Below are 23,832 nucleotides of genomic sequence, written 5' to 3' on the forward strand. Positions count from 1 at the left end.
GCGCCCGCGCCGGGAGGAAGAAGGGCCGATGTCACCCCGTGGAGTGGCGACTCCGGACGTGCGCGAGCGGCTGTTCGCCGCCGCCGAACGGATCGTGGAGAGGGACGGACCGGGCGCGCTCACGAGCCGGTCGATCACCACGGAGGCGGGCTGCGCCAAGGGCTTGCTGCACGCCCACTTCGCGGGACTCGACGAGTTCGTCGCCGAACTCTGCATCGACCGTTTCGCGCTGACGGCCGCGAAGGCGCGGTCACTCGCGGGGCTGGCCGGGCAGGGCACGGTGGCGGGGAACCTCGACGCCGTCGTCCTCGCGCTCTTCGACCGCGGCGGCCCGGCCCTCTCGGGCCTCGCCATGGCACGCCCCGCCGCGGCACTGCGCGTACGCGGCGCCATGGAGAACGGCGCCGCCGGCTTCGCCGCGATCCAGGAGGCCGTCGCCGACTACCTCAAGGCCGAGCGCGAGCTCGGCCGGGTGGCGGACGGCGTCGACCCGGACACCGTGGCCCTCGCCGTCGTCGGAACCGCCCACCACCTGCTGATGACCTCCTGGCCGGGCAGTCCGGACCCGCGGCCGGCGATGAACCGCCTGGTGACGACGCTGGTGGGAGCCTGAGGGTTGGCCGGTGGCACCGCCAGGGGCGCGGCCCCGTGAAGCGCGCCGTGAAGCCGCGCCATGACGCCGCGCCGTGACGCCGCGGGGTGACGTCGCGGGGTGACGTCACCCCGTCACCGGCATCCGACCGGGCTCAGGCGTGGCTGGCCGCCGTGGTCGACCGGCGGTGGCGATGGTGTGGCGCGGAGGTCTCGTAGGGCGGCCGGTGAACGATCCGGAACCCGTGGCTCTCCCGCGCCAGCTCCCGGCCCTCGGCGTCCGTGAACCGTCCGGTCACCTCGTACGTTCCGCAGTGCGCCCGCCCGACGGGCATCCGCACGGCCGGCAGCCGGAGCTCGTACGGCCCGCCCGCGCGGAACCCGCCGAGCACGTGCCGGGTGGCGGCGACGACCTCGCCACCCCGCCGCCGCTCCTCGTCGAAGATCAGCCCGTGAAGCTCCTCGCCCACGCGGAAGGAGAGGGAGACGCTGACGACCGCGCCCTCCGGCACGTCGACCGGTCCCCGGTCCGGATCCGGGTCGAGCGGCAGCGCGAGCCGGTCGAACTCGTCGGAGACGAGGGTGACGTCCAACAACTCGAAGACCGCCATGTCGGACTCACGACCTCTCGCCACCCGCCGGTTCCTCCACCGTACGCCCCTGCACGGCCCGTCCCGCACTCGCTCCGAGAAGCTGCGTATGCCAGATCTGCACGACCTTCGTCTCTCCGCCGCCCCCTGCGGGACCGTTGCACTGTATGGCGGCATGACGAATCGGTTCACTTGACCGGGCTGGGTGAAGCCCTGCGGGTGGGGCTGGGCGCGGCAGGGCTGATCACGGCAGCCTTGGCGACGCGAGGGCGCGCGAACGACCCGCCCCGCCACGAAGGAGATCCCCACCATGCAGACGTTCACGCGTCTTGTCGCCGTCGCCGCCTGTACGGCCGCGGCGGCTCTCGCAGTCGTCCCCACTGCGCAGGCCGCGCCCGCCGCGAAGGCTGCCGCCGGCTGCCGCTACTACTACACCAGCTACTTCACCGGCCCCAACGGCGAGAAGACCGGCAGCGGCGAGTACGCCGAGGGCGACCACGACCCCGAGGGCCGCGTCTGCCGCAACGGCTGGTGGGTGTCCCCCTACGAGCTGGACGACCGGGGGGTCGTTATCCGCTGACCTGGCGGTGACGAGGGGGCCGCGTCCGGAGCCAGTACGAGCGGGCCGCGACGGTCAGGGCGACACCGTAGACGGCGAAGGCAACCATCCCGATCCAGCCGACCAGCAGCGCGTCGTCCGGGGAATGGAAGTCGCCGGGCCGCATCGTCACTGCTCCGGACGTGGCCAGGAGCAGGTATCCGATGCCCACGATGCCGTACGGGGCGAGCGTGGCAGCCCCGAGCAGAGCCGGAACGAGCGGGAGCAGACGCGGCACCCGTCGACCGCGGAGGAACGGCGTCCAGCGCGGGAAGACCCGCCCCCACGGGCGGACCAGGCCCCAGAGCAGGAAGACGCCGAGCGCGGCCAGCAGCGCGGTGGGGTCCAGGCCCCAGGACTCCAGTGTGAGGAAGAGCCCCGAGGCGCCGTTCCGCTCCGAGACCGCGAGCATCTCCTCGCCGGTGATCCCCGCGAACGTACCGCCGAACGCCCAGACCAGCTTCATCGCCGCGTACGGCACGAAAGCCAGCGTCCCGGCCCAGGCGGCGAGTTGGTCGGTCCGCGGGGCGACCGACGGCACCCGTGCGGCAGTACCGGCGGGCCGTCGGTCGGACCGGGCCGTGGCCGCGAGCAGGACCGCCCCGACCGCCGCGAGAGCCTTGTTCACGGCGGAGGCCGGACTGTCCACAGCCTGACCCACCATCAGCGTGAGCACGTCCATCAGCAGGCTGAACGCGGTGATGCCGGCCAGGACGCAGACCGCCAGGAGCAGCACCCGCAGCGCCGGCCGCATCCCGTACACCACGACCGCCGCACTGACCGCCGCCGCTGATGCAGCCACCGTCATGACCACCCAGCCCAGCCAGGGGGCCCCTGAGCCGCCACCGGGGTAGCGCAAGGAGGTCCCGGTCAGCACACACGTCAGGCCGAACCCCGCGTACAGCACCGCCCACAGCACTGTCGCCCGGGCCACCCAGCGCGGCCACCGCTGCCACCAGGCGCTCCAGGGCGCCTTCACCGTCCGTTCAGCCTTGGTCATGTTCTGAACGTCGCATCGACTGCGGCGGACAGCGTCGGTCGCCGGAACGATCTCCCTCCCCCGAACGGGTGAGGGCGGCCACAGCAGACACCAGGAATCGCTCGCAGCACCTTCCTCCTCTCCTCGCTTCCCTACGCGTCACCACACCCGAGCGCCCATATGTCAGATCTGCGTGAACTTCCCTGCCGCAAGGCCGATACTGCCGAAGGGATCTCCCGCCGGCTCCCCCGCACAGGTCTGTCCGCGAGCTTCACGAGGAGACACCCTTGAGGATGTTGATCAATGTTCCGGAGACGGTGGTCGCCGACGCGCTGCGCGGGCTCGCCGCCGCGCACCCCGAACTGACCGTGGACGTGGAGAACCGGATCGTGCTGCGGCGTGACGCGCCGGTGGGCGGGCAGGTGGCCCTGGTGTCCGGCGGCGGGTCGGGGCACGAGCCGCTGCACGCCGGTTTCGTGGGGCCGGGGATGCTCGCGGCCGCGTGCGCCGGCGAGATCTTCACGAGCCCCGTTCCCGACCAGATGGTGCGGGCGGCGGCGGCCGTGGACAGCGGCGCCGGCGTCCTGTTCGTGGTGAAGAACTACACCGGCGACGTGCTCAACTTCGAGATGGCCGCCGAGCTCGCCGAGGACGAGGGCATCCAGGTCGCCAAGGTGCTCGTCGACGACGACGTCGCCGTCACCGACAGCCTCTACACGGCCGGGCGGCGCGGGACCGGGGCCACGCTGTTCGTGGAGAAGATCGCGGGCGCGGCGGCCGAGGCGGGCGCGCCGCTGGAGCGGGTCGAGTCGATCGCCCGCCAGGTGAACGCGCGGTCCCGCAGCTTCGGCGTGGCACTGAGCGCCTGCACGACGCCGGCGAAGGGCTCGCCGACCTTCGACCTGCCGGAGGGCGAGCTGGAGCTGGGCATCGGCATCCACGGGGAACCGGGCCGTGAACGGCGCCCGATGATGACCTCGCGCGAGATCGCGGACTTCGCCGTCGACGTCGTCCTCGACGACCTGCGGCCCAAGGGGCCGGTGCTCGTCCTCGTGAACGGGATGGGGGCCACGCCGCTGCTCGAACTGTACGGGTTCAACGCGGAGGTACAGCGGGTGCTCGGCGAGCGCGGGGTGCCGGTCGCGCGGACGCTGGTCGGCAACTACGTGACCTCGCTCGACATGGCGGGCTGCTCGGTGACGCTGTGCGAGGCGGACGAGGAGCTGCTGCGGCTGTGGGACGCGCCGGTGAGCACGCCCGCGCTGCGCTGGGGGCGGTGAGACCACGATGAGCGCGGAGACGTACGACGCCGGCTTCTTCCGGGACTGGATGGCCGCGGCCGCCGCGGCCGTGGACCGGGAGGCGGACCGGCTGACCGAGCTCGACTCGGCGATCGGCGACGCCGATCACGGGGCCAACCTGAAGCGCGGCTTCGCCGCCGTGACGGCGGCCCTGGAGAAGGAGCCGCCGGCCACGCCGGGCGCGGTGCTCACGGGCGCCGGGCGGCAGTTGATCTCCACGGTGGGCGGGGCGTCCGGACCGCTGTACGGGACGCTGCTGCGGCGTACGGGCAAGGCGCTGGGCGACGCGGAACGGGTCTCCCGGCCCGAGCTGGCCGAGGCGCTGGCGGCCGGGATCACCGCCGTGGCCCAGCTGGGCGGGGCGCAGCCGGGCGACAAGACGATGCTGGACGCGCTGGGACCGGCCGCGGAGGCGCTCGGCGACTCGTTCGCGGCGGCCCGCGAGGCGGCGGAGGCGGGCGCGCTGGCGACCGTGCCGATGCTCGCGCGCAAGGGCAGGGCGAGCTACCTCGGCGAGCGGTCCGTAGGGCACCAGGACCCGGGGGCGACCTCGTCGGCGTTGTTGTTCGGGGCGCTCGCGGACGTGGCCGGCACGGAGGGCGCGGACGGCACGGCAGGCGCGGACGGCACTGCGGGCGCGGACGGTGCCGAGGGCACGGCGGAGGTGGCCGGGTGAGCGGGGTGAGCGCGGAGACGGCGGGCCGGGTCGGCATCGTCCTGGTCTCGCACAGCGCGGCCGTGGCCGCCTCCGTCGCCGAGCTGGCCCGGGGCCTGGCGGGCGGCGGCGACACCGCCCGGATCCTGCCCGCGGGCGGCACGCCGGACGGCGGACTCGGCACCAGCGCCGAGCTGATCACCGAGGCGGCGAAGGCCGCCGACACCGGCGCCGGCGTGGCCCTGCTGGTGGACCTGGGCAGCGCGGTGCTGACGGTGAAGGCCCTGCTCGCGGAGGGCGACGAGCTGCCCGAGGGCGCCCGCCTGGTGGACGCCCCGTTCGTGGAGGGCGCGGTGGCGGCCCTGGTGACGGCGACGGCCGGCGGCGACCTCGCCGCGGTGACGGCGGCCGCTGCGGAGGCGTACGCGTACCGCAAGGAGTGACCCGGCCCGACGCGCGGGGCCCGCCACGGACGTCGGCGACCCGCCGTCCCGGCCCGGAAGGGCCGCGCCGCTCCCCGCGGCGCGGCCCTTCCGCTGTGGTGGCCCGGGCCGGGCCCTGTGGCTCCCTCCCCTGAGGTGGCGCGGGCGCCGCGGCGGCTCCCCCTCCCCTGTGGTGTCCGGCACATCACGCCCTCACCGTTATGCAACTTGTTGCACAAGCCTCGGCGGGTCGTCTACAACAGTGCGTGACGACCCCGCGCGAGGAGGCGCCCCGATGGCCCCGAACACCCCGTACCCGCACCTGCTGAGCCCGCTGGACCTCGGGTTCACGACCCTGCCCAACCGGGTGCTCATGGGATCCATGCACGTCGGCCTCGAGGAGGCCGAGCACGGTTTCGAGCGGATGGCCGCCTTCTACGCCGAGCGCGCCCGCGGCGGCGTCGGCCTCATCGTCACCGGCGGCATCTCCCCCAACGAGGCGGGCCGGCCCTGGGACGGCGGCGCCAAGCTGACCACCGCCGAGGAGGTCGCCGAGCACCGCGTGATCACCGACGCCGTGCACGCCGAGGGCGGCCGGATCGCGATGCAGATCCTGCACTTCGGCCGGTACGCCTACCACCCCGCCCTGGTCGCGCCCAGCGCGATCAAGGCCCCGATCAGCCCCTTCGTACCGAACGAGCTCTCCGACGCCGAGGTCGAGCAGACCGTCGAGGACTACGCCCGCTGTGCCGAGCTCGCCAAGGAGGCCGGCTACGACGGCGTCGAGGTCATGGGCTCCGAGGGCTACCTCATCAACGAGTTCATCGCCTCCGCGACCAACCGGCGCACCGACCGCTGGGGCGGCTCCTACGAGAACCGGGTCCGCTTCCCCCTGGAGATCGTGCGCCGGATCCGCGAGCGCGTCGGCGAGGACTTCATCGTCGTCTACCGGCTCTCCATGCTCGACCTGGTCCCGGGCGGCTCCACCCTCGACGAGGTGGTCTCCCTCGCCAAGGAGATCGAGGCGGCCGGCGCCACCATCATCAACACCGGCATCGGCTGGCACGAGGCCCGCATCCCCACCATCGCCACCTCCGTCCCGCGCGGCGCCTACACCTGGGTGACCAAGCGGCTGATGGGCGCGGTGTCCGTCCCCCTGGTGACCTCCAACCGGATCAACACGCCCGAGGTCGCGGAGCAGATCCTCGCCGAGGGCCGTGCCGACATGGTGTCGATGGCCCGCCCCTTCCTCGCCGACCCGGACTTCGTCGCCAAGGCCGCCGCGGACCGCGCCGAGACCATCAACACCTGCATCGGCTGCAACCAGGCCTGCCTCGACCACACCTTCAGCCTGAAGATCACCTCCTGCCTGGTGAACCCGCGGGCCTGCCACGAGACCGAGCTGGTCCTCTCCCCCACCCGCCTCGCCAAGCGGATCGCCGTCGTCGGCGCGGGACCGGCCGGCCTCGCCTGCGCGGTCTCGGCGGCCGAACGCGGCCACACCGTCACGCTGTTCGACGCCGGCAGCGAGATCGGCGGCCAGCTGAACGTCGCCAAGCAGGTCCCGGGCAAGGAGGAGTTCGACGAGACCCTGCGCTACTTCCGCGTCCAGCTCGCCGAGCGCGGCGTCGACGTCCGCCTGGACACGCTCGTCACCGCGGCCGACCTCGACGGCTACGACGAGGTCGTCGTCGCCACCGGCGTGACCCCCCGCGTCCCCGAGATCGAGGGCGTCGACCACCCGAGCGTGGTCGGATACCTGGACGTGCTGCGCGACCGCGTGCCGGTCGGCGAGCGGGTCGCGATCCTCGGCGCCGGCGGCATCGGCTTCGACGTCGCGGAGTTCCTCACGGACGGCGGCGAGGGCGCGAGCCAGGACCCCGAGACGTACTTCCGCCAGTGGGGCGTGGACACCTCGTACGAGTCCCGGGGCGGCCTGCGGGCCCCGGAGCGGCCCCGGCCGCCGCGCCAGGTCCACCTGCTCCAGCGCAAGACCACCAAGGTCGGCGCGGGCCTCGGCAAGACCACCGGCTGGATCCACCGCACCGAACTGAAGCACCGGGGCGTCACCATGGTCGCCGGCGCGTCGTACGAGCGGATCGACGACGAGGGCCTGCACATCACCGTCGACGGCGAGCCGCAGCTCGTCCCGGTCGACACGGTGGTCCTGTGCACCGGCCAGGAGCCGCGCCGCGGGCTGTACGAGGAGCTGGTCGCCGCGGGCCGGGCCGCGCACCTGATCGGCGGGGCCGACGTCGCCGCCGAGCTGGACGCCAAGCGCGCCATCGACCAGGGCACGCGGCTCGCCGCCGCCCTGTGACGCCGTGGACGGCGCGCGCCCACCGGCCCGCGCCGTCCACGCCCTTGCTTAGGATGCGCCCATGTCCCTCCCGCACGCGATCCTGACGGCGCTGGTCGAGAAACCGTCCTCCGGCCTCGGGCTGACCCGCCGCTTCGACCGGTCGATCGGCTACTTCTGGTCGGCCACGCACCAGCAGATCTACCGGGAGCTCGGCAAACTGGAGCAGGCGGGCTACATCCGGGCCCTGCCCGCCGCCATGCCCGCCCGCGGGCAGAAGAAGGAGTACGAGGTGCTGCCGGCGGGCCGCGCCGAACTCGCGGCCTGGGTGGACACCGCGGAGGACCCCAAGCCGATGCGCTCGGCCCTGCTGCTGCGGATGCGGGCCGCCGCCGTGGTCGGCGGCACCGGCCTGCGGGCCGAGCTGGAACGGCACCTCGGGCTGCACCGGCGCCAGTTGGACGAGTACCTGGAGATCGAGGTCCGCGACTTCCCGCCGGACCGCCGCTCCGCCGAGCCGGACCGGCTGCGGCACCTGGTGCTGCGCGGCGGGATCGAGCTGGAGCGGTTCTGGGTGCAGTGGCTGACCCAGGCGATCGACGAACTCGGGGCGACCGGCGAGCTCGACGCACCCGGGAAGGCCGGGGCGGCCGACGAGCCCGACGGTCCCGGCAAGGCCGGCGAGGCCGGCGAGCTCGACGCTCCCGGGAAGGCCGGCGAGGCCGAGGAAGCTGGCAGCTCGGCGTGACCCTGGATGTCGGGGAGGCGGGCGAGCTCGGCGTGACCCCGGAGGTCGGGGCGGCCGGGGCGGCCCGGGAACTCGGGGACGACCAGGGCCCGTCCGGCCCCGATCCGCCGGACAGGCCCTAAAGGCAGGCGGCGGCCGGGCCCCTTCACCCGGCGGCCTCGGCGGCCGCCCGCCGCCATGCCGCGTCCCGCAGCAGCCGCAGGCCGTTGAGGCCGACCAGGACGGTGGAGCCCTCGTGGCCCGCGACGCCCAGCGGGAGCGGGAGGTGACCGGCCAGGTCCCAGACGACCAGGCCGCCGACGCACACCGCGGCGATCACCAGGTTCTGCACGACCAGTCGGCGGGCCCTGCGGGAAAGGGCCACCACGGCGGGGAGCGCGGCGAGTTCGTCGCGTACGACGACCACGTCGGCGGTCTCCAGGGCGAGGTCGGAGCCGGCCCGCCCCATGGCGACGCCGGTGTGCGCGGCGGCGAGCGCCGGGGCGTCGTTGACGCCGTCGCCGACCATGAGGACTCGGCTGCCGGCCGCCTCCCACTCCCGTACGGCGGCGGCCTTGTCCTGCGGCAGCAGTCCTGACCGTACGTCGACGAGGCCGGCCTCGCGCGCGGTCCGTTCGGCCGCGCCCGCGTTGTCGCCGGTCAGCAGGGTGGGCGCGGTGCCGGTGAGCCGGGTGAGGGCGCCGACCGCTTCGGCGGCGCCGCCGCGGAGCCGGTCCGCGAACTCCAGGACCGCGGCGCGTTCGCCGTCGACCAGGACCTCGACGGCGGTGTCGGCGTGCTCGCCGGGTGCCCGGCGGACGGCCACCTCGCGGCCGTCGACACGGGCCCGTACGCCGCGGCCCGGCTCCGCGGCGAAGGCGCTCGCCTCGGGGATCGCGAGGCCGCGGGCGCGGGCCTCGGCCACGACGGCGCGGCCGAGGGGGTGTTCGCTGGGGAGTTCGGCCGCGGCGGCGAGCGCGAGGGCGGCCGGTTCGCCGTGCACGGCGGTGACGCGCGGGGAGCCTTCGGTGAGGGTGCCGGTCTTGTCGAGGGCCACCCGGTCGACGGTGCCGAGGCGTTCCATGACGACGGCGGACTTCACGAGCACGCCGTGCCGTCCCGCGGTGGCGATGGCGGAGAGCAGCGGCGGCATGGTGGAGAGCACGACGGCGCAGGGCGATGCCACGATCATGAAGGTCATGGCCCGCAGCAGGGTCTCGGTGAAGTCGGCGCCGAGCGCGAGGGGGACGGCGAGGAGCCCGAGGGTGGCGGCCACCACGCCGACGGAATAGCGCTGTTCGATCTTCTCGATGAAGAGCTGGGTGGGGGCCTTGGTGGCGCTCGCCTCCTCGACGAGGGCGACGATCCGGGCGACGACGGTGTCGCCGGCCTCCTTGCCGACGCGTACCCGCAGTGCTCCGGTGCCGTTGAGGGTGCCCGCGTAGACCTCGTCGCCGGGCGCCTTGGCCGCGGGCAGCGGTTCGCCGGTGATGCCGGCCTGGTCGACGTCGCTGCGGCCGGAGAGGACGGTGCCGTCGGCGGGCAGCCGCTCCCCGGGGCGTACGAGGACGGTGTCGCCGACGGCGAGGGCGTCGGCGGCGACCGTCTCCTCCTGGCCCGTGGGGAGGAGCCGTACGGCGGTCGCGGGGGCGAGGTCGAGCAGTCCGCGGACGGAGTCGGCGGTGCGGCGGGTGGCGAGGGCTTCGAGGGCGCCGGAGACGGCGAAGATCACGATCAGCAGTCCGCCGTCGAGGAACTGGCCGATGGCGGCGGCGCCGAGCGCGGCGACGACCATCAGGAGGTCCACGTCGAGGGTCCTCCCGCGCAGGGCGCGCAGTCCCGCGAGCGCGGGTTCCCAGCCTCCGGCGGCGTAGCAGACCGCGTAGAGCGGCCCCCAGGCCCAGGCGGGCGCGCCGGTCAGGTCGAGGGGCAGCGCGCAGAGGAAGGCGAGGGCGGACAGCGCGGCCCAGCGGACCTCGGGCAGGTCGGTGACGCGGGCGCGGCGCCGGCCGGGTGGTGACGGGGCCGGACGGACCGGTGCGGTGGGGGGTGAGTCGAGGCCTGGGGATGCCATGGGGCACCGCCTTTCGGGAACCGGGGAGGGGGGCGACGGCGTGCGGGACCGCGTCTACGGCACCACCATACCGGAACACATGAAGAGCTCTTCATCTATTGACTGATAACCACCGCTACGATGAGCCCATGGGACACGGAGCGACAGGACGGACCACGGCGGCGGCGAGCCTCGACGCGGAGTCCGCGGCCACCATCGCCGAGACCCTCCAGGCCCTCGCCACCCCGTCCCGGCTGATGATCCTCACCCGCCTCCGCCAGGGCCCCTGCGGCGTCACCGAACTGGCCACGGCCGTCGAGATGGAGCAGTCGGCCGTCTCCCACCAGCTCCGTCTGCTGCGCGCGCTCGGCCTGGTCACCGGAGTCCGCCAGGGCCGCCGGATCGAGTACAGCCTGTACGACAACCACGTCGCCCAACTCCTCGACGAGGCCGTCTACCACATCGAGCACCTGCGCCTCGGCGCCCGCGACGCGGCCCGCGCCACCGTGGATACTGGTCAGTCCTAGACCACGTGGGCCGGTACGGCCCACGGCAGTTCCACAACCCCTACGCGAAAGGGCGAGGATGGCCGACGAGTTGGGACCCCGCAGGACACGTCACGCGGTGGTCGTCGGGGGGAGTCTCGCGGGTCTGCTGGCCGCACGGGTGCTGAGCGAACACGCCGAGCGGGTCACCGTCGTCGAGCGTGACCGCTATCCGCAGGAGCCGGAGGCCCGCCCCGGCGTGCCGCAGAGCCGGCACCTCCATGTGCTGATCGGGGGCGGGCAGCGGGCGTTCGACGAGCTGCTGCCCGGGTTCACCACCGAGCTGCACGCGCTCGGCGCGCCGAAGCTGGGTGTGCCCGAGGACATGGTGCAGTGGCAGAACGGGCAGTGGTACGCCCGCACCGAGCCCACCGTGCACTTCTACGCCGGCCCTCGCGAACAGCTCGAATGGCTGGTACGCAAGCGGGTGTTCGCCGATCCGCGGATCGAGCGGATCGAGGGCACCGAGGCGGTGGGGCTGCTCGGCGACTCCGCCCGGGTGCGGGGCGTGCTGCTGCGCGAGCGCGGCGCGGGCTCGTCGAAGGAGCCGTACCCGCTGGAGGCCGATCTGGTCGTGGACGCCTCGGGCCGCTCGACCCGCGCGGCGGACTGGCTGGCCGGGATCGGCGCCGAGGCCCCGCACGAGGAGACCATCGACACCGGTCTCGCGTACGGCACCCGGATCTTCCGCTCCCCCGCCCCCGACCCGTCCACCGACGCCGTCGGCTACTACATCGTGCCCAATCCCGCCCAGGTGTACAGCGGCGTGATCCTGCCGCTGGGCGACGGCCGCCACGTCGTGACGCTCGCCGGGCTACGCGGCGACGAACCGCCCACGGACGAGAAGCTGTTCGAGGAGTTCGCACGTCGGCTGCCGCACCCGGTCGTCGCCGACTGGATCGCGAAGGCCGAGCCGCTGACGCCGGTGTACGGCTTCCGCAAGACCGCCAACATCCGGCGTCGCTACGACCGTCCGGGCCGCCGCCCCGCAGGCTTCCTCGCGACCGGCGACGCGCTGTGCGCGTTCAACCCGATCTACGGGCAGGGCATGGCCGTCGCCGCGCTGACCGCGCTCGCGCTGCGCGCGGCGCTCGCGGACACCCGGCGCGTGCCGACCACCCGGCGCGTGCAGAAGGCCCTGCTCGACGCGTCGAAGCAGGCCTGGGACATCTCGGCGGGCGCCGACAAGAAGATGCCGGGCGCGACCGGTGACGCGGTGCGCACGGGGGCCCTCGACAAGGTGACCGGCTGGTACCTCGGCCGGGTCGCGCTGCGGGCCTCGGCCCACCCGGTGGTCGGCCCCGCCTTCCGTTCGGCACTGCACCTGACCGCGCCGCTGACGGCGGTGTTCGCCCCGGCGGTGGTGCGGGCGGCGCTGTTCGACCCGGTGCCGACGACGCCGGCCGAGCCGCCGATGTGGCGCCACAAGGCCTGACCGGCGCACGGGGGAAGCGCACCGCCGGAGCGGCCCCGGGCGGTCAGACGCCCGGGGCCGCCGTCACGACTCCGGCCGCTATCGCGGCGCTGAGCGCCGCGTAGTCGTCGGCGTTCTGGCTCGCGTAACGGACCGCGAAGTCGGCCGTCGCGCGGTCGAAGACGTCGGAGGTGCCGAGGTACGCGGCGATCGCGATCCGGTCGCCGGAGCGGGCGTGGGCCCGGGCGAGGGCCCGCCCGCACAGCCGCGCGTAGTCGCGGAGCAGGGCCGGGGACATCGTCTCGACCTCGGCGGAGCCCTTCATGTCGCGCAACTGGCGCCAGTAGAAGTGCCGTTCCTCGGGACCGGTCATCCAGCCGAGGAAGATGTCGCTGGCGGCCTGGATGAGCCGCTGTCCGCTGACGACACGGTGGCCGTGGTGGGTGTGGGGGCTGGGCGTCAGGTACTGCTCCAGGACCGACTCGCCCGCCTCCTTGATCTGGAGGAAGAGCGGGTCGCCGTCGTCGCGGCCCTCCAGGAGCAGGATGAAGCAGCGGCTGCCGACGCTGCCCACGCCGACGACCTTGCGGGCGGCGTCGACGAAGCGGAAGCGGTCGAGCAGCAGCCGGCGTTCCTCGGCGAGCGAGCTGCGGTAGTCGCTGAAGATCTTGCCGAGCGTGACCCGGTCGATGTCCGTGACGCGCTCGAGGAGCGGCGGGTCGTCGACGATCCGGCGGCCCGATCCGTCCTTCACGGTGAGCCTGTCGAGGACCTGGAGGCTGGTGCGGCGGCGGGCGCGGGCGAGCCGGTCCTCCAGCCGGCTCCGGTTCGCGGCGCCGCGGACCAGCGCCGCGAGGTCGTCGGCGGCGATCCGCTCGTACCAGACGTCGAGTTCGCCGAGTCCGGCCAGCCGACGCATGTCGAGCCGGTACGACTCGGCGGCGACCTGCGCGGCGCGGTGGGCCTTGGCCTTGGTGGTGCCGTTCTGCAGCGCGGCCACGGCGACGGAGGCGGCGAGCCGCTTCACGTCCCACTCGAAGGGTCCGGGGAGGGTCTCGTCGAAGTCGTTGACGTCGAAGAGAAGCGTCCGTTCGGGTGAAGCGTAGACGCCGAAGTTGAGGAGGTGGGCGTCGCCGCAGAGCTGCACGGTGAGTCCGGTGTGCCGCTGGGCGGCGAGGTCGGCGGCCATGACGGCGGCGGCGCCGCGCAGGAAGGCGAAGGGCGAGACCATCATCCGGCCGTAGCGGATGGGGACGAGGTCGGGCAGCCGGTCGACGCACTCGCGTTCCAGGACGGTGACCGGGTCGGGGCGCTGGGAGGAGGGTATCCAGCGGCCGTGCGAGGAGCGGGGGACGCGCTTGCGGGCGGCCTTGCCCCGCTCCGCCCGTTCGGACGGTGTCGCCATTCGGCCTCACCAGCCTCTCCCCACGCCGCCGCCGGCGGCCGTCGGTACTGCTCCGGTGCGATCCATTACACGGCGCGGCGCTCGTTTCGGCCACTCTCCCCGGCGGGACTTCCAGAATGGTTTAGACCAATGATAGGAATTGATCACCCACGCGACTCGGGTGGTCACACCGAGCAATGGTCGACCCGTGCGCGCCGACGCACGGCGGAACCACGCATGACAGAGAGGGTCCGAGACATGGCCGAGCCCGTTCCCGAACACAGGTCGACGGCGACGCTTCCGCTCTATCTCCGGGTGGCCCGCGCACTGCGGGACGACCTCGTCCAGCGCCGCATCTCCCCCGGCAGCCGGCTTCCTTCCGAGCGTCTGCTCGCCCACCGCTACCACGTCAACCGGCAGACCGTCCGCAGCGCGCTCCAACTGCTGCGCGAGGAAGGCCTGGTGGTGACGGACCGGCGCGGCACGTTCGCCGCCGAAACCGCCCACGAACGGCATTCCGCGGCACCCGCGCCGTGCCCCCGCACCTTCCCGGGCGGGCCCAGGGCCACGGACGCGCTGGTCCGCGCCGCGCTCTCCTGGGAGGCGCCGCCGGTGGCCCTCGCCGGCCGGCTGTCCCTGGCGCCCGGCGAACCGACGCTGGTCCACCGCCATGTGGTGCTGACCCCGGCGGGAGAGTCCCTGCAGCGCTCGGTCACCTGGTTCTCCCGGGTCGCGCTGACCGAGATCCCGCAGCTCGGCCGTTACCGGCGGCGGGCCGAGCGCTGCGGGCAGCCCGACCTGCGGCTGCTCTACCACTGGATGCACCAGGCCGGGCTGCGCACCACCCACCGGGAGTCGATCGGCGTCCCGCCCGGCCCGCCGCGGGCGGCCGCGGCGGACGGGACGCCGGAGACGAGCGGGCCGGGCGCGGCCGACGCCGCCCGGCTCCACGTCCACCGGGTGGTGAGCGACCAGCACGGACACGCGCTGGAGGTCACGGACATCGACTTCGCGGCCCGTACGGGGGCGTGGACCTACGAGTTCGGCGGCTGAGCGCGACTCGTGCCCCGGACGGCGCGGGCCTCCGCCAGGGCCCCCGCCGGCCGCGCGCTTCCGAGCGGCGTCAGACGATGCCCTCGGCGATCTCCGCCTCCTCGCGGGCACTGCCGTACGACTGCGGCGTGCCGTACGAGCGGCGGGCGACGTACCACCAGACGCTGGCGAGCACGAGCACGACGGCCAGCGCGATCACCGCGTAGTTCATGGTGTCGACGGTGACCGGGGAGCGCTGCGGCAGGCAGAACAGCACGGTGACGAGCGCGACCCAGACGACCGCGATCCATCCGATCGGCCTGCTCCAGCGGCCCAGGTTCCAGGGGCCGGGCACGAACTTGCGGCCCGCGCGCAGCCGCAGCAGGATCGGGATGGCGTAGGCCGGGGTGATCCCGATGACGTTGATCGCGGTGACGGCGCCGTAGGCGGTGGCCGAGTACAGCGACGGCACCGCGAGCAGCGCGGCGACCACGACCGAGAGCCACACGGCGGGCACCGGCGTGTGGGTGCGGCTGCTGACCCGGCGCCAGAGGGAGGAGCCCGGCAGGGCGTTGTCGCGGCTGAACGCGAAGACCATCCGGCTGGCCGCGGCGACCTCGGCGTTGCCGCAGAACAGCTGGGCCACGATCACCACGAGCAGCAGGGCCTTGGCACCGCCCTCGCCGAGCGCGTCCAGGAGGATCTGGGCGGGCGGCACGCCGGTGGCGGTGTTCTGGGTGCCCGCGTAGTCCTGGATGGCGAAGGTGAGTCCGGCGAGCAGCGCGAAGCCGGCGATCCAGGACGCCCAGATGGAGCGGACGATGCCCTTCGCGGCGGCCACGGACGCGTTGGCGGTCTCCTCCGAGAGGTGGGCGGAGGCGTCGTACCCGGAGAAGGTGTACTGGGCGAGCAGCAGGCCGATGGCGGCCACGTAGAGCGGGTTGGCCCAGCCGGTGTCGTTGACGAACTCGGTGAAGACGAAGGTCGCGGACTGGTGGTGGTCGGGGACGATCGCGAGAGCGCCGACGATGAGCGCGACGCCGCCCAGGTGCCACCAGACGCTGACCGAGTTGAGCAGGCTGACCAGGCGGACGCCGTTGAGGTTGAGCACGGCGTGCACCAGCAGGATCGCCAGGAAGATCAGGAAGGTCGACTCCGGGGTGGGCGTGAAGCCCCACTGGAGGTTGAGGAAGGCGCCGGTGAACAGGGCGGCGCCGTAGTCGATTCCGGCGATGGCGCCGAGCAGGCCGAGCAGGTTCAGCCAGCCGGTGTACCAGCCCCAGCGGCGGCCGCCGAGCCGGTCGGCCATGTAGTAGAGCGCTCCGGAGGTCGGGTAGGCGCTGGTGACCTCGGCGAGGGCGAGGCCGACGCACAGCACGAACAGGCCGACGCCCGCCCAGCCCCAGAGCATGACGGCGGGGCCGCCGGTGCCGAGCCCGAAGCCGTACAGGGTCATGCAGCCGGACAGGATGGAGATGACGGAGAAGCTGATCGCGAAGTTGCCGAAGCCGCCCATCCGGCGGGCCAGGACGGGCTGGTAGCCGAGCTCCCTGAGTCTGGCCTCCTCGTCTCTGGCGGCCGGTGGCGGCTTGCGTATCGCGTCGGTGGGAGCGGTGCGGGACATGCGTTCCTCCGGGGGAAGGGGACGGACGGTCGCCGTACGGGGGATACGGCGGACAGCGGGGGTGTGGCGTGCGGGCGCGACGCGGCGTGCGGCGCGCTTCACCGCGGGTGGGGGAGCCCGCGGGGAAGGCCGTCGGGTGTCAGGGACCGCCGCGGGCCGCGGAGCCGCCGAGGCAGCGGGCCCGCGCCCGCTCGAAGACCTCCTCGGCGGGGTCGCGCTCGTCGGGGCGGTCGGTGCGGTACGACCAGGGCTGCGGGGTCCAGTACGGCCCCAGGGCCTCGAACACCCGGGCCGCGTCGTGGAACTTGAGGGCCCCGTAGAGGGCGTGCGCCAGGTGGTTGAGGTCGAGCAGGCTGGCCTCGTCGGTGGCGCAGAACAGGAACCAGGCGTCCATGGCCCGGTCCGCGTCGCGCACGGCGTCCTCGGCGACCCAGTGCAGGTCGAGGGCGCGTTCGTGGCCGCGCTCGCGCCGGTAGCGCTCGACCCGTACGTACAGCGGCAGGGCGTGCAGGGAGGAGCCGACGGGGGCCGAGGAGGCGGCCCACTGGGCGTAGTTGACGGCCTCGGAGAGCGGTCCCGGGCGGCGGGCGTACACGAACTGGAGCATCCGGTGGTGCGCCTCGCGGTTGTACGGGTCGCGCTTGTCGGCCTCGGCGAGCAGCCCCCAGGGGCCGGGCGGCAGCATGGGCGCGGGCGGCGCGAGCCGGTGCTCCTCCATCCGCTGCTGGGTGTCGAGCACGGAGAGGGCGAGCCGGCACACCCAGGGGACGGGGTCGGCCGGGGCGCGGTCGGCGGCTTCGAGGCAGGCGGTCCAGGCCTCCTGCCAGAGCTCGCGGGTGCGGGCGTGGGCGGTGCGGTGGGCGCGTACGGCCCGCTCGACGGCCACGCGCGCGTGCATCACGCCGGCCGCGACGGAGTGGGGTTCCTCGGTGCGCCAGGTCTCGACGACGTCGGTTCCGGCGGCGACGGCGGCGAGGACCTGGGTGCGGCGGGTCCAGCCGGGCCAGCCGGCCGTCTCGTCGAGTAATCGGGCCATCGCCACCCAGCGGCCGGTGCGCAGCTCCTGTACGGCGCCGCGCAGGGCGTGGTCGTGGCCGGCCGGGTGGTAGACGGGCCGGAAGCCGTGCCCGGCCATCAGGTGGCGGGGCGGGAGGTGGGCGACATGATTCCTCGGTGCGGTGGGCGGAGGGGGTGGTCAGTCCCCAGGGTTGTCCCGGCTGTCCCGGCCGTTGATCGGCGATCACTATAGAGGTTGCCGGATGTGATCGATCCACTTTCCTCCGTGACCGTAACTATCCGGCCAGCGACCGGATTTGACGTCACGTCCATGTCAGGTCCGGACCTGACGGCTTCCGCCGCGGAGCCTTGACGCGGCGTCCCGGCTGCATCAGGCTGACCGGTTCCACGCCAGGAACGCGATCAAGGACGACCAGGAACCCATGAACGGCAGGGAGTCGCACACATGACGGGCCCGGTACTCGCCGTCGACCAGGGCACGTCGGGCACCAAGGCCCTCGTCGTCTGCCCCGAACGCGGGGTGCTCGGCACCGGCTTCGCCCCGGTCCACCCGCGCGCCCTGCCCGGCGGTCTGGTCGAGGTCGACCCCCGTGAGCTGTACGACTCCGTCGTCACCGCCGGCCGTGCCGCACTCGCCGAGGCCGGGGAGCCGGCCGTCGCCGTCGGCCTGGCCAACCAGGGCGAGACCGTGCTCGCCTGGGATCCCGCGACCGGCGAGCCGCTCACCGACGCCCTCGTCTGGCAGGACCGCAGGGCCGCCTCCGTCTGCGACGAACTCGCCTCGCACGCCGCCGAGTTGACAAGGATCACCGGTCTGCCGCTCGATCCCTACTTCGCCGCCCCGAAGATGGCTTGGATCCGCCGCCACCTCACCGGCGCGGGCGTGGTCACCACCAGCGACTCCTGGCTCGTGCACCGGCTCACCGGCGCCTTCGTCACCGACGCCGCCACCGCGGGCCGCACGGGGCTGCTCGACCTGGAAACCGTCGCCTGGTCCGGCACCGCGCTCGACGTCTACGGCCTCGGCGGCGAGCCGCTGCCACGGGTGGTGGACTGCGACACGCCGGTCGGCACCACCACCGCCTTCGGCCCGCCGCTGCCGCTCACCGGGCTCCTCGTCGACCAGCAGGCCGCGCTGCTCGCCCAGGACGTCACCGAGCCCGGCGCCGCCAAGTGCACCTACGGCACCGGGGCCTTCCTGCTCGCCCAGACCGGGTCCGCACCGCGCCGGGGCGACTCCGGGCTCGTCACCTGCGTCGCGTGGCGGCTCGCCGGGCGCACCAGCTACTGCCTCGACGGGCAGGTGTACACGGCCGCGTCCGCCGTGCGCTGGCTCACCGACCTCGGCGTGATCGCCGGCCCCGAAGAACTCGACCCGGTCGGCGGCGCCGTCCCCGACACCGGCGGCGTCACCTTCGTACCGGCTCTCGCCGGTCTCGCGGCGCCGTGGTGGCGCGGCGACGTACGCGGCGCGGTCACCGGGCTCGGCCTCGACACCGGGCCCGGCCAGCTGGTCCGCGCCCTGTGCGAGGGCATCGCCGCCCAGGTGGCCGAGCTCGCCGGAGCGGCCGCGGCCGACCTCGGGACACCGCTGACCACGCTGCGCGTCGACGGCGGACTGACCCGCTCGACGCTGCTCATGCAGACCCAGGCCGACCTCCTCCAGCGCCCGGTCGAGGTCTCCGCACTGCCCGACGCCACCGCGCTGGGCGTCGCGGCCGTCGCCCGGCTCGGACACGCGCCGGGACTGGCCGTCCACGAGGCCGTACCGGAGTGGAAGCCGTCGGCCGTGTACGAACCGCGCATCACGGCCGACGAGGCGGCGCAGCGGCTCGGCCGCTTCCGTACGGCCGTGGCCGCCCTCCTCGCCGACGGAAGCGGCGCGGCGTGAGCGTGACCCGGCGCGGGATCCTGCCGGACACGTCCGCGCCCGGCGGCGCGTACGACGTCACCGTGGTCGGCGCGGGCGTGGTGGGCTGCGCCGTCGCCCGCGAGCTGGCCCGCTTCCCCCTGCGGGTCGCGCTCGTCGAGGCGTCCGGCGACATCGGCGAGGGCAGTTCCAAGGCCAACACGGCGATCCTGCACACCGGTTTCGACGCCGTCCCCGGCTCCCTCGAAGCCCGGATGGTCCGCGAGGGCGGGCGGCTGCTCGCCGCGTACGCCGCGGAGACCGGCATCCCCGTCGAACCCGTCGGCGCCCTGCTCGTCGCCTGGGACGAGGAGCAGCTGGCCACCCTGCCGCGGCTCGCCGACAAGGCCGGGCGCAACGGGCACCACGGCACCCGTCCGGTCTCCGCCGCCGAGCTGTACGCCCGCGAACCGCGCCTCGGGCCCGGTGCGCTCGGCGCCCTGGAGGTGCCCGGCGAGTCGATCGTCTGCCCGTGGAGCACGCCGCTCGCGTACGCCACCCAGGCCGTACGCTCCGGCGTCGACCTCCACCTGGACTGCCGGGTGGAGAAGGTGCGGCCCGGCGGCGCCGGCGAGCCGCACCGGCTCGTCACCCGGCGCGGAGTGCTGCGCACCCGCTTCCTGGTCAACGCCTGCGGGCTGTACGCGGACGCCTTCGACGCACTGCTCGGGCGGGAGGACTTCACGGTCACCCCGCGGCGCGGCCAGCTCGTCGTCTTCGACAAGTTCGCCCGCGAGCTCGTCCGGCACATCCTGCTGCCCGTGCCCGGCGCCCTCGGCAAGGGCGTGCTGATCGCGCCGACCGTGTACGGCAACGTGATGCTCGGGCCGACCGCCGAGGACCTGGCCGACAAGACCGCGACCGGCTCGACCGCCGAAGGGCTCGCGGCCCTGCGGGCCCAGGGCCGCCGGATCCTGCCGGACCTCCTCGACGAGGAGGTCACCGCCGTCTACGCGGGGCTGCGGGCCGCCACCGGGGCCGAGGACTACCGCGTCGCCGCCCACCCCGAGCTGCGGTACGTCACGGTCGGCGGCATCCGCTCCACCGGCCTCACCGCCTCCCTGGCCCTCGGCCGGCACACGGTCGGACTGCTCGCCGACGCGGGCCTCGAACTGGGGCCGGAGCGTCCCCTGGCCCCGGTGCGGATGCCGAACCTCGGCGAGGCCTTCCCCCGCCCGTACCGCGACGCCGGTCTCATCGCCCGCGACCCGGCGTACGGCACGATCGTCTGCCACTGCGAGCGGGTGACCCTCGGCGAGATCCGCGACGCGCTCGCCTCCACGGTGCCGCCCGCGTCCCTGGACGGCCTGCGCCGCAGGACCAGGGCCAGGGCGGGGCGCTGCCAGGGCTTCTCCTGCGGGGCGACGGTCCGCTCGCTGTTCGAGGAGGGCGTGCGATGAGCCCGGGGCCGAGGAACGCGGAGGACGACCGCGACGGGCGCGACGGCCTCGCCGGTCGGGACGGACGGGGCGGTCGGGGCGGTCGGGACGGACGGGACGGACGGGACGGACCGGACGGACCTGGCGGACCGGGCGGGTCCGACGGGTACGCCGGATCCGAGGGGTACGCCGGGTACGCCGGGCTTGACGGGTACGCCGGGTCCGACGGGTTCGGGCAGCGGACGGTCGACGTGCTGGTGGTCGGTGGCGGGCCGGCGGGGCTCGCCGCGGCCGCGCGGCTCGCGGCGGCCGGCGCGGGCCGGGTCGAGGTGATCGAACGGGAGCGGGCGGCGGGCGGGGTGCCGCGGCACTGCGGGCGCGGCGGCTTCGCCGGGTCCACGGGGCCGGTCTTCGCCCGTCGCGCGGTGCGCGCGGCGGTCCGGGCCGGGGCGGCGCTGCGGACCGGAGTCGGCGCGACCGGCTGGGCGGGGCCGCTCACCCTGGAGGTGACGGCGCCGACCGGACCCGAGCGGATCACCGCCCGTGCGGTGGTGCTGGCGACCGGTGCGCGTGAACGGCCGCGCAGTGCCCGCCTGGTGCCGGGCGCGCGACCCGCCGGGGTGCTGACCACCGGCGAACTCCAGCAGTCCGTCGAGCTGTTCGGGCTCCGTGGCGAGCGGATCGGTCGCCGCGCGGTCGTCGTCGGGTCCGACCCGGTCGCCCGGAACGCCGCCCGTACGCTGCGCGGGGCCGGGGTCACGGTGGTGGCGACGGTCGCCGACCGGCCGGACGGGCCGTACTTGGGCGGCGGACCCGTGCTGCGCGGGGCGACGGTGGTCGAACTCGTGGGCCGGGGGCGGCTCTCGGGTGTGGTGGTACGCGGCGCGGACGGCCGTACGGATCTGCTGCGCTGCGACACGGTGGTGTTCACCGGTGACTGGCTGCCGGATCACGAACTGGCCCGCTCCGGCGGCGTGCCGCTGGACCCGGGCACGCGCGGTCCGTCGGTCGACCCCGGCCTGCGCACCTTGGTGCCGGGCGTGTTCGCGGCGGGCAACCTGCTGCGGGGCGTGGAGCCCGCGGTGGTCGCGGCGGCCGAGGGCCGCCAGGTGGCGGACGCCGTCCTCGGTCACCTGGCGGGTGTGCCCTGGCCCGGCCCCGGCCTCCCCCTGCGCGCCGAGGGCGCACTGCGCCACCTGTCCCCCGGCCGCCTCCCCGCCGCCCCGTCCGCCGAGCCGGCACCCACTCTGCTGCTCCGCCCCGCAGAACGCCTCCTGTCCCCCGTCCTGACCGTCCGCCAGGACGACCGCGTGCTCTACGAGCACCGCGTCCCGGCCCTGCTCGAACCCCACCGCTCCCTGCGCCACCCGGCCCACTGGTCGACGACGGCGGACCCGACGGGCGGCCCGGTGCGGATACGCCTCTCCGGCGAGGCCGGGGCGTAGCCGGGACCCGGCCCGGCCTTATCGTCGGGCCGGCCTCTGGCGGGGGTTCAGGCGGACTCGCGGGTTCAGGCGGACTCCGCGGACTCGGCGGACTCTCGGGTTCAGGGGACTCGGTGGTTCAGGGTGACTCGGTCAGGGCGGTTTCCATGCGGTCCAGGAGGTGGGGCCAGCCCTCGCCCATGCCCTCCAGGGCCTGGCGGCCCATGGGCGAGTCGAGGTCGAAGCCCGCGTGGGTGAGGAAGAGCCGGGTGCCCGTGCCCTCGGGGACGAGGCGCCAGGTGATGGTGGTGTCGAGGGAGCCCTCGGCGAAGCGGTAGGCGAGGAGGCGTTCGGGCTCGACCTCGGTCACCTCGCAGGGCTGGTGGCCCCAGTTGCCCATGTCGAGGGTGAAGCGGTGGCCGACCACCGGCTTGACGTCGCCCGCCGCCCACCAGCGGGCGTGCAGCTCGGGGTCGGTGAGGGCGGCCCAGACGGCCGCGGGCGGGTGCGGGAGGAACTTCGCGCACTCGATGGTGCCGTCGGTGTCGTTCCCGGGCTTGTCGCTCATGTGTCGTTCTCCTCGTCCAGCAGCCCGGCCAGGGCGTCCAGGCGCTGCTTCCAGTAGTGCTCGAAGGGGTGCAGCCACGCACCGACCTCGGCCAGCCGGGCCGGCTGGAGGTGGTAGTAGCGGTGGCGGCCGCGCGGCTCCTCGCGGACCAGTCCCGCGGTCTTGAGGACGGCCAGGTGCTCGGACACGGCCGGGCGGCCGAGCTCGAACATCCCGGCCAGCTCGCCGGTGGAGCGAGGCCCCTCCCGCAGGGTTTCCAGCAGTCTGCGGCGTACCGGACTGGCCAGCACGCCGAACACGTCGGTGGGCATGCCGCCACGATACGTCGGGATTCTCCGACGCGTCAAAGTTTCCCGACGCATCGGCTCGCATGCGCGTACGGGGCCACGCGGGGGTGTGCACGGCCGCCGGGTCCGCCACACTGAGCCGTATGCCCGGGAAGCGCAGCGCAGGTCTCCTTCTCTTCCGCCGGACGCCGGACGGCACCGCACAGGTGCTCATCGGCCATATGGGCGGCCCCTTCTGGTCCGCGCGCGACGCCGCCGCCTGGTCCATCCCCAAGGGCGAGTACGAGCCCGACGAGGAGCCGCGGGCCGCGGCTCTCCGGGAGTTCGAGGAGGAACTGGGGCTGCCCGCCCCGGACGGCGAGTGGGTCGCGCTCGGCGAGTCCCTGCAGCGCAACGGAAAACTCGTCACCGTGTGGGCGCTGGAGGGCGATCTCGACCCGGAGCAGGTCGTGCCGGGGACCTTCACCATGGAATGGCCGCGGGGTTCGGGCGTGCTGCGGGAGTTCCCGGAGATCGACCGCGTCGGCTGGTTCGGCCTGGGACAGGCCGAACCGCTCCTGGTCGCGGGACAACGGGTGTTCCTGGAACGGCTCGACGCGTACCTGGACGGCGGGGGTTAGTCGGCCGGAGCAAGCGGCGGGGCGGCGGGAGGCGAGGGCGGGGCCGTCGAGTCCGTGGGCGGGCGCGTCCAGCGGGCCTCGCCGGAGGCCGGGTTCGGGCCCGTTGTCAGACCCGTGCGAGAGGGTGGGGTGAGACAGCCTCAGACCGTCGAGAGGGAGCCCGACATGACGACCGTCACCGGCCGCGAGCGCGCCGCAGCCCAGGCCTATCTCCGGCTGCTCGAATCCACCCAGGCCGTACTCTCCGACCCGCGGCTGGAGCCGTACGCCGCGGCGATGCTGACGCATCCGATGGCGGAGGCGGACGCGGCCCTGCGGGCGGCGGGGCTTTCCGGCAACGAGGCGCATCTGTTGCGCCTGGTCGCGGCGCTGCGGGCCTCCCCCGCCGCCGAGCGGGGAAGGTCCCGGTGAAGC

Annotated in this window: 24 protein-coding genes; 16 read left to right on the plus strand and 8 right to left on the minus strand. The window is 74.5% G+C overall.

Features of this window, described 5'->3' with window-relative positions; translation table 11 throughout:
• Window positions 1-28 precede the first annotated feature (28 nt).
• Window positions 29-613 (plus strand): TetR/AcrR family transcriptional regulator, encoded by a 585-nt coding sequence (locus tag ACFWJO_RS20160; RefSeq protein WP_386866906.1) that lies wholly within the window; start codon window positions 29-31, stop codon window positions 611-613.
• A gap of 133 nt (window positions 614-746) precedes the next feature.
• Here ACFWJO_RS20160 and ACFWJO_RS20165 read toward each other — a convergent pair whose 3' ends face one another.
• Window positions 747-1,226, minus strand: coding sequence for a hypothetical protein (locus ACFWJO_RS20165; RefSeq protein WP_386866908.1), 480 nt, complete (start codon window positions 1,224-1,226; stop codon window positions 747-749).
• 265 nt (window positions 1,227-1,491) lie between these two features.
• Between ACFWJO_RS20165 and ACFWJO_RS20170 the strand changes: the two genes are divergently transcribed.
• Complete coding sequence (locus tag ACFWJO_RS20170; protein ID WP_386866910.1) at window positions 1,492-1,761, plus strand: hypothetical protein; 270 nt, start codon at window positions 1,492-1,494, stop codon at window positions 1,759-1,761.
• Here the strand turns inward: ACFWJO_RS20170 and ACFWJO_RS20175 are convergent.
• Window positions 1,751-2,779: a hypothetical protein gene (locus ACFWJO_RS20175; RefSeq protein WP_386866912.1), complete on the minus strand. Its 1,029-nt coding sequence runs from the start codon at window positions 2,777-2,779 to the stop codon at window positions 1,751-1,753. The two genes, ACFWJO_RS20170 and ACFWJO_RS20175, sit on opposite strands and share 11 nt — an antisense overlap.
• A 266-nt stretch (window positions 2,780-3,045) precedes the next feature.
• Here ACFWJO_RS20175 and dhaK point away from each other — a divergent pair, with 266 nt between their 5' ends.
• From dhaK to ACFWJO_RS20205, 6 genes are all read left to right on the plus strand, one after another.
• The gene (dhaK, locus tag ACFWJO_RS20180; RefSeq protein WP_386866914.1) at window positions 3,046-4,038 is read left to right on the plus strand and encodes a dihydroxyacetone kinase subunit DhaK; all 993 of its coding nucleotides are present in this window, start codon (window positions 3,046-3,048) and stop codon (window positions 4,036-4,038) included.
• Window positions 4,039-4,045: 7 nt separating this feature from the next.
• Window positions 4,046-4,735: a dihydroxyacetone kinase subunit DhaL gene (gene dhaL / locus ACFWJO_RS20185; protein WP_386866916.1), complete on the plus strand. Its 690-nt coding sequence runs from the start codon at window positions 4,046-4,048 to the stop codon at window positions 4,733-4,735.
• Window positions 4,732-5,157, plus strand: coding sequence for a PTS-dependent dihydroxyacetone kinase phosphotransferase subunit DhaM (locus ACFWJO_RS20190; RefSeq protein ID WP_386866918.1), 426 nt, complete (start codon window positions 4,732-4,734; stop codon window positions 5,155-5,157). Before dhaL ends, ACFWJO_RS20190 begins: the two co-directional genes overlap by 4 nt.
• Window positions 5,158-5,431: 274 nt before the next feature.
• Window positions 5,432-7,456 carry an FAD-dependent oxidoreductase gene (locus tag ACFWJO_RS20195; RefSeq protein WP_386866919.1) on the plus strand — a complete coding sequence of 675 codons (2,025 nt, stop codon included), beginning with the start codon at window positions 5,432-5,434 and terminating at the stop codon, window positions 7,454-7,456.
• A gap of 61 nt (window positions 7,457-7,517) precedes the next feature.
• Window positions 7,518-8,183, plus strand: coding sequence for a PadR family transcriptional regulator (locus ACFWJO_RS20200; RefSeq protein ID WP_386866921.1), 666 nt, complete (start codon window positions 7,518-7,520; stop codon window positions 8,181-8,183).
• Window positions 8,180-8,305: a hypothetical protein gene (locus ACFWJO_RS20205; protein ID WP_386866922.1), complete on the plus strand. Its 126-nt coding sequence runs from the start codon at window positions 8,180-8,182 to the stop codon at window positions 8,303-8,305. The genes ACFWJO_RS20200 and ACFWJO_RS20205 overlap by 4 nt, the downstream gene beginning before the upstream one ends.
• 23 nt (window positions 8,306-8,328) lie before the next feature.
• Here ACFWJO_RS20205 and ACFWJO_RS20210 read toward each other — a convergent pair whose 3' ends face one another.
• Window positions 8,329-10,236 (minus strand): heavy metal translocating P-type ATPase, encoded by a 1,908-nt coding sequence (locus ACFWJO_RS20210; protein ID WP_386866924.1) that lies wholly within the window; start codon window positions 10,234-10,236, stop codon window positions 8,329-8,331.
• 128 nt (window positions 10,237-10,364) lie between these two features.
• Here ACFWJO_RS20210 and ACFWJO_RS20215 point away from each other — a divergent pair, with 128 nt between their 5' ends.
• Complete coding sequence (locus ACFWJO_RS20215) at window positions 10,365-10,742, plus strand: ArsR/SmtB family transcription factor (RefSeq protein ID WP_386866926.1); 378 nt, start codon at window positions 10,365-10,367, stop codon at window positions 10,740-10,742.
• A gap of 58 nt (window positions 10,743-10,800) precedes the next feature.
• The gene (locus ACFWJO_RS20220; protein ID WP_386866928.1) at window positions 10,801-12,195 is read left to right on the plus strand and encodes an NAD(P)/FAD-dependent oxidoreductase; all 1,395 of its coding nucleotides are present in this window, start codon (window positions 10,801-10,803) and stop codon (window positions 12,193-12,195) included.
• Window positions 12,196-12,238: 43 nt separating this feature from the next.
• On the opposite strand, the gene ACFWJO_RS20225 is transcribed toward ACFWJO_RS20220, so the two are convergent.
• Window positions 12,239-13,579: a DUF2252 domain-containing protein gene (locus ACFWJO_RS20225; RefSeq protein ID WP_386866929.1), complete on the minus strand. Its 1,341-nt coding sequence runs from the start codon at window positions 13,577-13,579 to the stop codon at window positions 12,239-12,241.
• Window positions 13,580-13,816: 237 nt separating this feature from the next.
• On the opposite strand from ACFWJO_RS20225, the gene ACFWJO_RS20230 reads away from it, so the two are divergent.
• Window positions 13,817-14,611: a GntR family transcriptional regulator gene (locus ACFWJO_RS20230; RefSeq protein WP_386866931.1), complete on the plus strand. Its 795-nt coding sequence runs from the start codon at window positions 13,817-13,819 to the stop codon at window positions 14,609-14,611.
• A gap of 70 nt (window positions 14,612-14,681) precedes the next feature.
• Here ACFWJO_RS20230 and ACFWJO_RS20235 read toward each other — a convergent pair whose 3' ends face one another.
• Window positions 14,682-16,214, minus strand: coding sequence for an amino acid permease (locus ACFWJO_RS20235; protein WP_386866932.1), 1,533 nt, complete (start codon window positions 16,212-16,214; stop codon window positions 14,682-14,684).
• 139 nt (window positions 16,215-16,353) lie between these two features.
• On the minus strand, window positions 16,354-17,349 hold the full coding sequence (locus ACFWJO_RS20240) for a hypothetical protein (protein ID WP_386866934.1): 996 nt from the start codon (window positions 17,347-17,349) through the stop codon (window positions 16,354-16,356).
• A gap of 327 nt (window positions 17,350-17,676) precedes the next feature.
• Here ACFWJO_RS20240 and ACFWJO_RS20245 point away from each other — a divergent pair, with 327 nt between their 5' ends.
• The 3 genes from ACFWJO_RS20245 to ACFWJO_RS20255 all read left to right on the plus strand — a co-directional run bounded on the left by ACFWJO_RS20245 (window position 17,677) and on the right by ACFWJO_RS20255 (window position 21,964).
• Complete coding sequence (locus ACFWJO_RS20245) at window positions 17,677-19,122, plus strand: FGGY family carbohydrate kinase (protein ID WP_386866936.1); 1,446 nt, start codon at window positions 17,677-17,679, stop codon at window positions 19,120-19,122.
• Window positions 19,119-20,540, plus strand: a complete 1,422-nt coding sequence (locus ACFWJO_RS20250) for an FAD-dependent oxidoreductase (RefSeq protein ID WP_386866938.1) — start codon at window positions 19,119-19,121, stop codon at window positions 20,538-20,540. The genes ACFWJO_RS20245 and ACFWJO_RS20250 overlap by 4 nt, the downstream gene beginning before the upstream one ends.
• 230 nt (window positions 20,541-20,770) lie before the next feature.
• Window positions 20,771-21,964 (plus strand): NAD(P)/FAD-dependent oxidoreductase, encoded by a 1,194-nt coding sequence (locus ACFWJO_RS20255; protein WP_386866940.1) that lies wholly within the window; start codon window positions 20,771-20,773, stop codon window positions 21,962-21,964.
• Between the two features lie 118 nt (window positions 21,965-22,082).
• On the opposite strand, the gene ACFWJO_RS20260 is transcribed toward ACFWJO_RS20255, so the two are convergent.
• Both ACFWJO_RS20260 and ACFWJO_RS20265 read right to left on the minus strand, forming a co-directional pair.
• Entirely contained in the window at window positions 22,083-22,511 is a 429-nt protein-coding gene (locus tag ACFWJO_RS20260) for an SRPBCC domain-containing protein (RefSeq protein WP_386866942.1), read from the minus strand.
• A complete protein-coding gene (locus ACFWJO_RS20265) occupies window positions 22,508-22,822 on the minus strand; it encodes an ArsR/SmtB family transcription factor (RefSeq protein WP_386866943.1) in 315 nt (104 codons plus the stop codon). The genes ACFWJO_RS20260 and ACFWJO_RS20265 overlap by 4 nt, the downstream gene beginning before the upstream one ends.
• A gap of 119 nt (window positions 22,823-22,941) precedes the next feature.
• On the opposite strand from ACFWJO_RS20265, the gene ACFWJO_RS20270 reads away from it, so the two are divergent.
• Together ACFWJO_RS20270 and ACFWJO_RS20275 are read left to right on the plus strand one after the other, a co-directional pair.
• Window positions 22,942-23,418, plus strand: coding sequence for an NUDIX domain-containing protein (locus ACFWJO_RS20270; protein ID WP_386866945.1), 477 nt, complete (start codon window positions 22,942-22,944; stop codon window positions 23,416-23,418).
• Window positions 23,419-23,583: 165 nt separating this feature from the next.
• Window positions 23,584-23,829, plus strand: coding sequence for a hypothetical protein (locus tag ACFWJO_RS20275; protein WP_386866947.1), 246 nt, complete (start codon window positions 23,584-23,586; stop codon window positions 23,827-23,829).
• The last annotated feature ends 3 nt before the right edge of the window (window positions 23,830-23,832 follow it).

This window comes from Streptomyces sp. NPDC127092 (assembly GCF_042722475.1).
Taxonomy (GTDB): Bacteria; Actinomycetota; Actinomycetes; order Streptomycetales; family Streptomycetaceae; genus Streptomyces.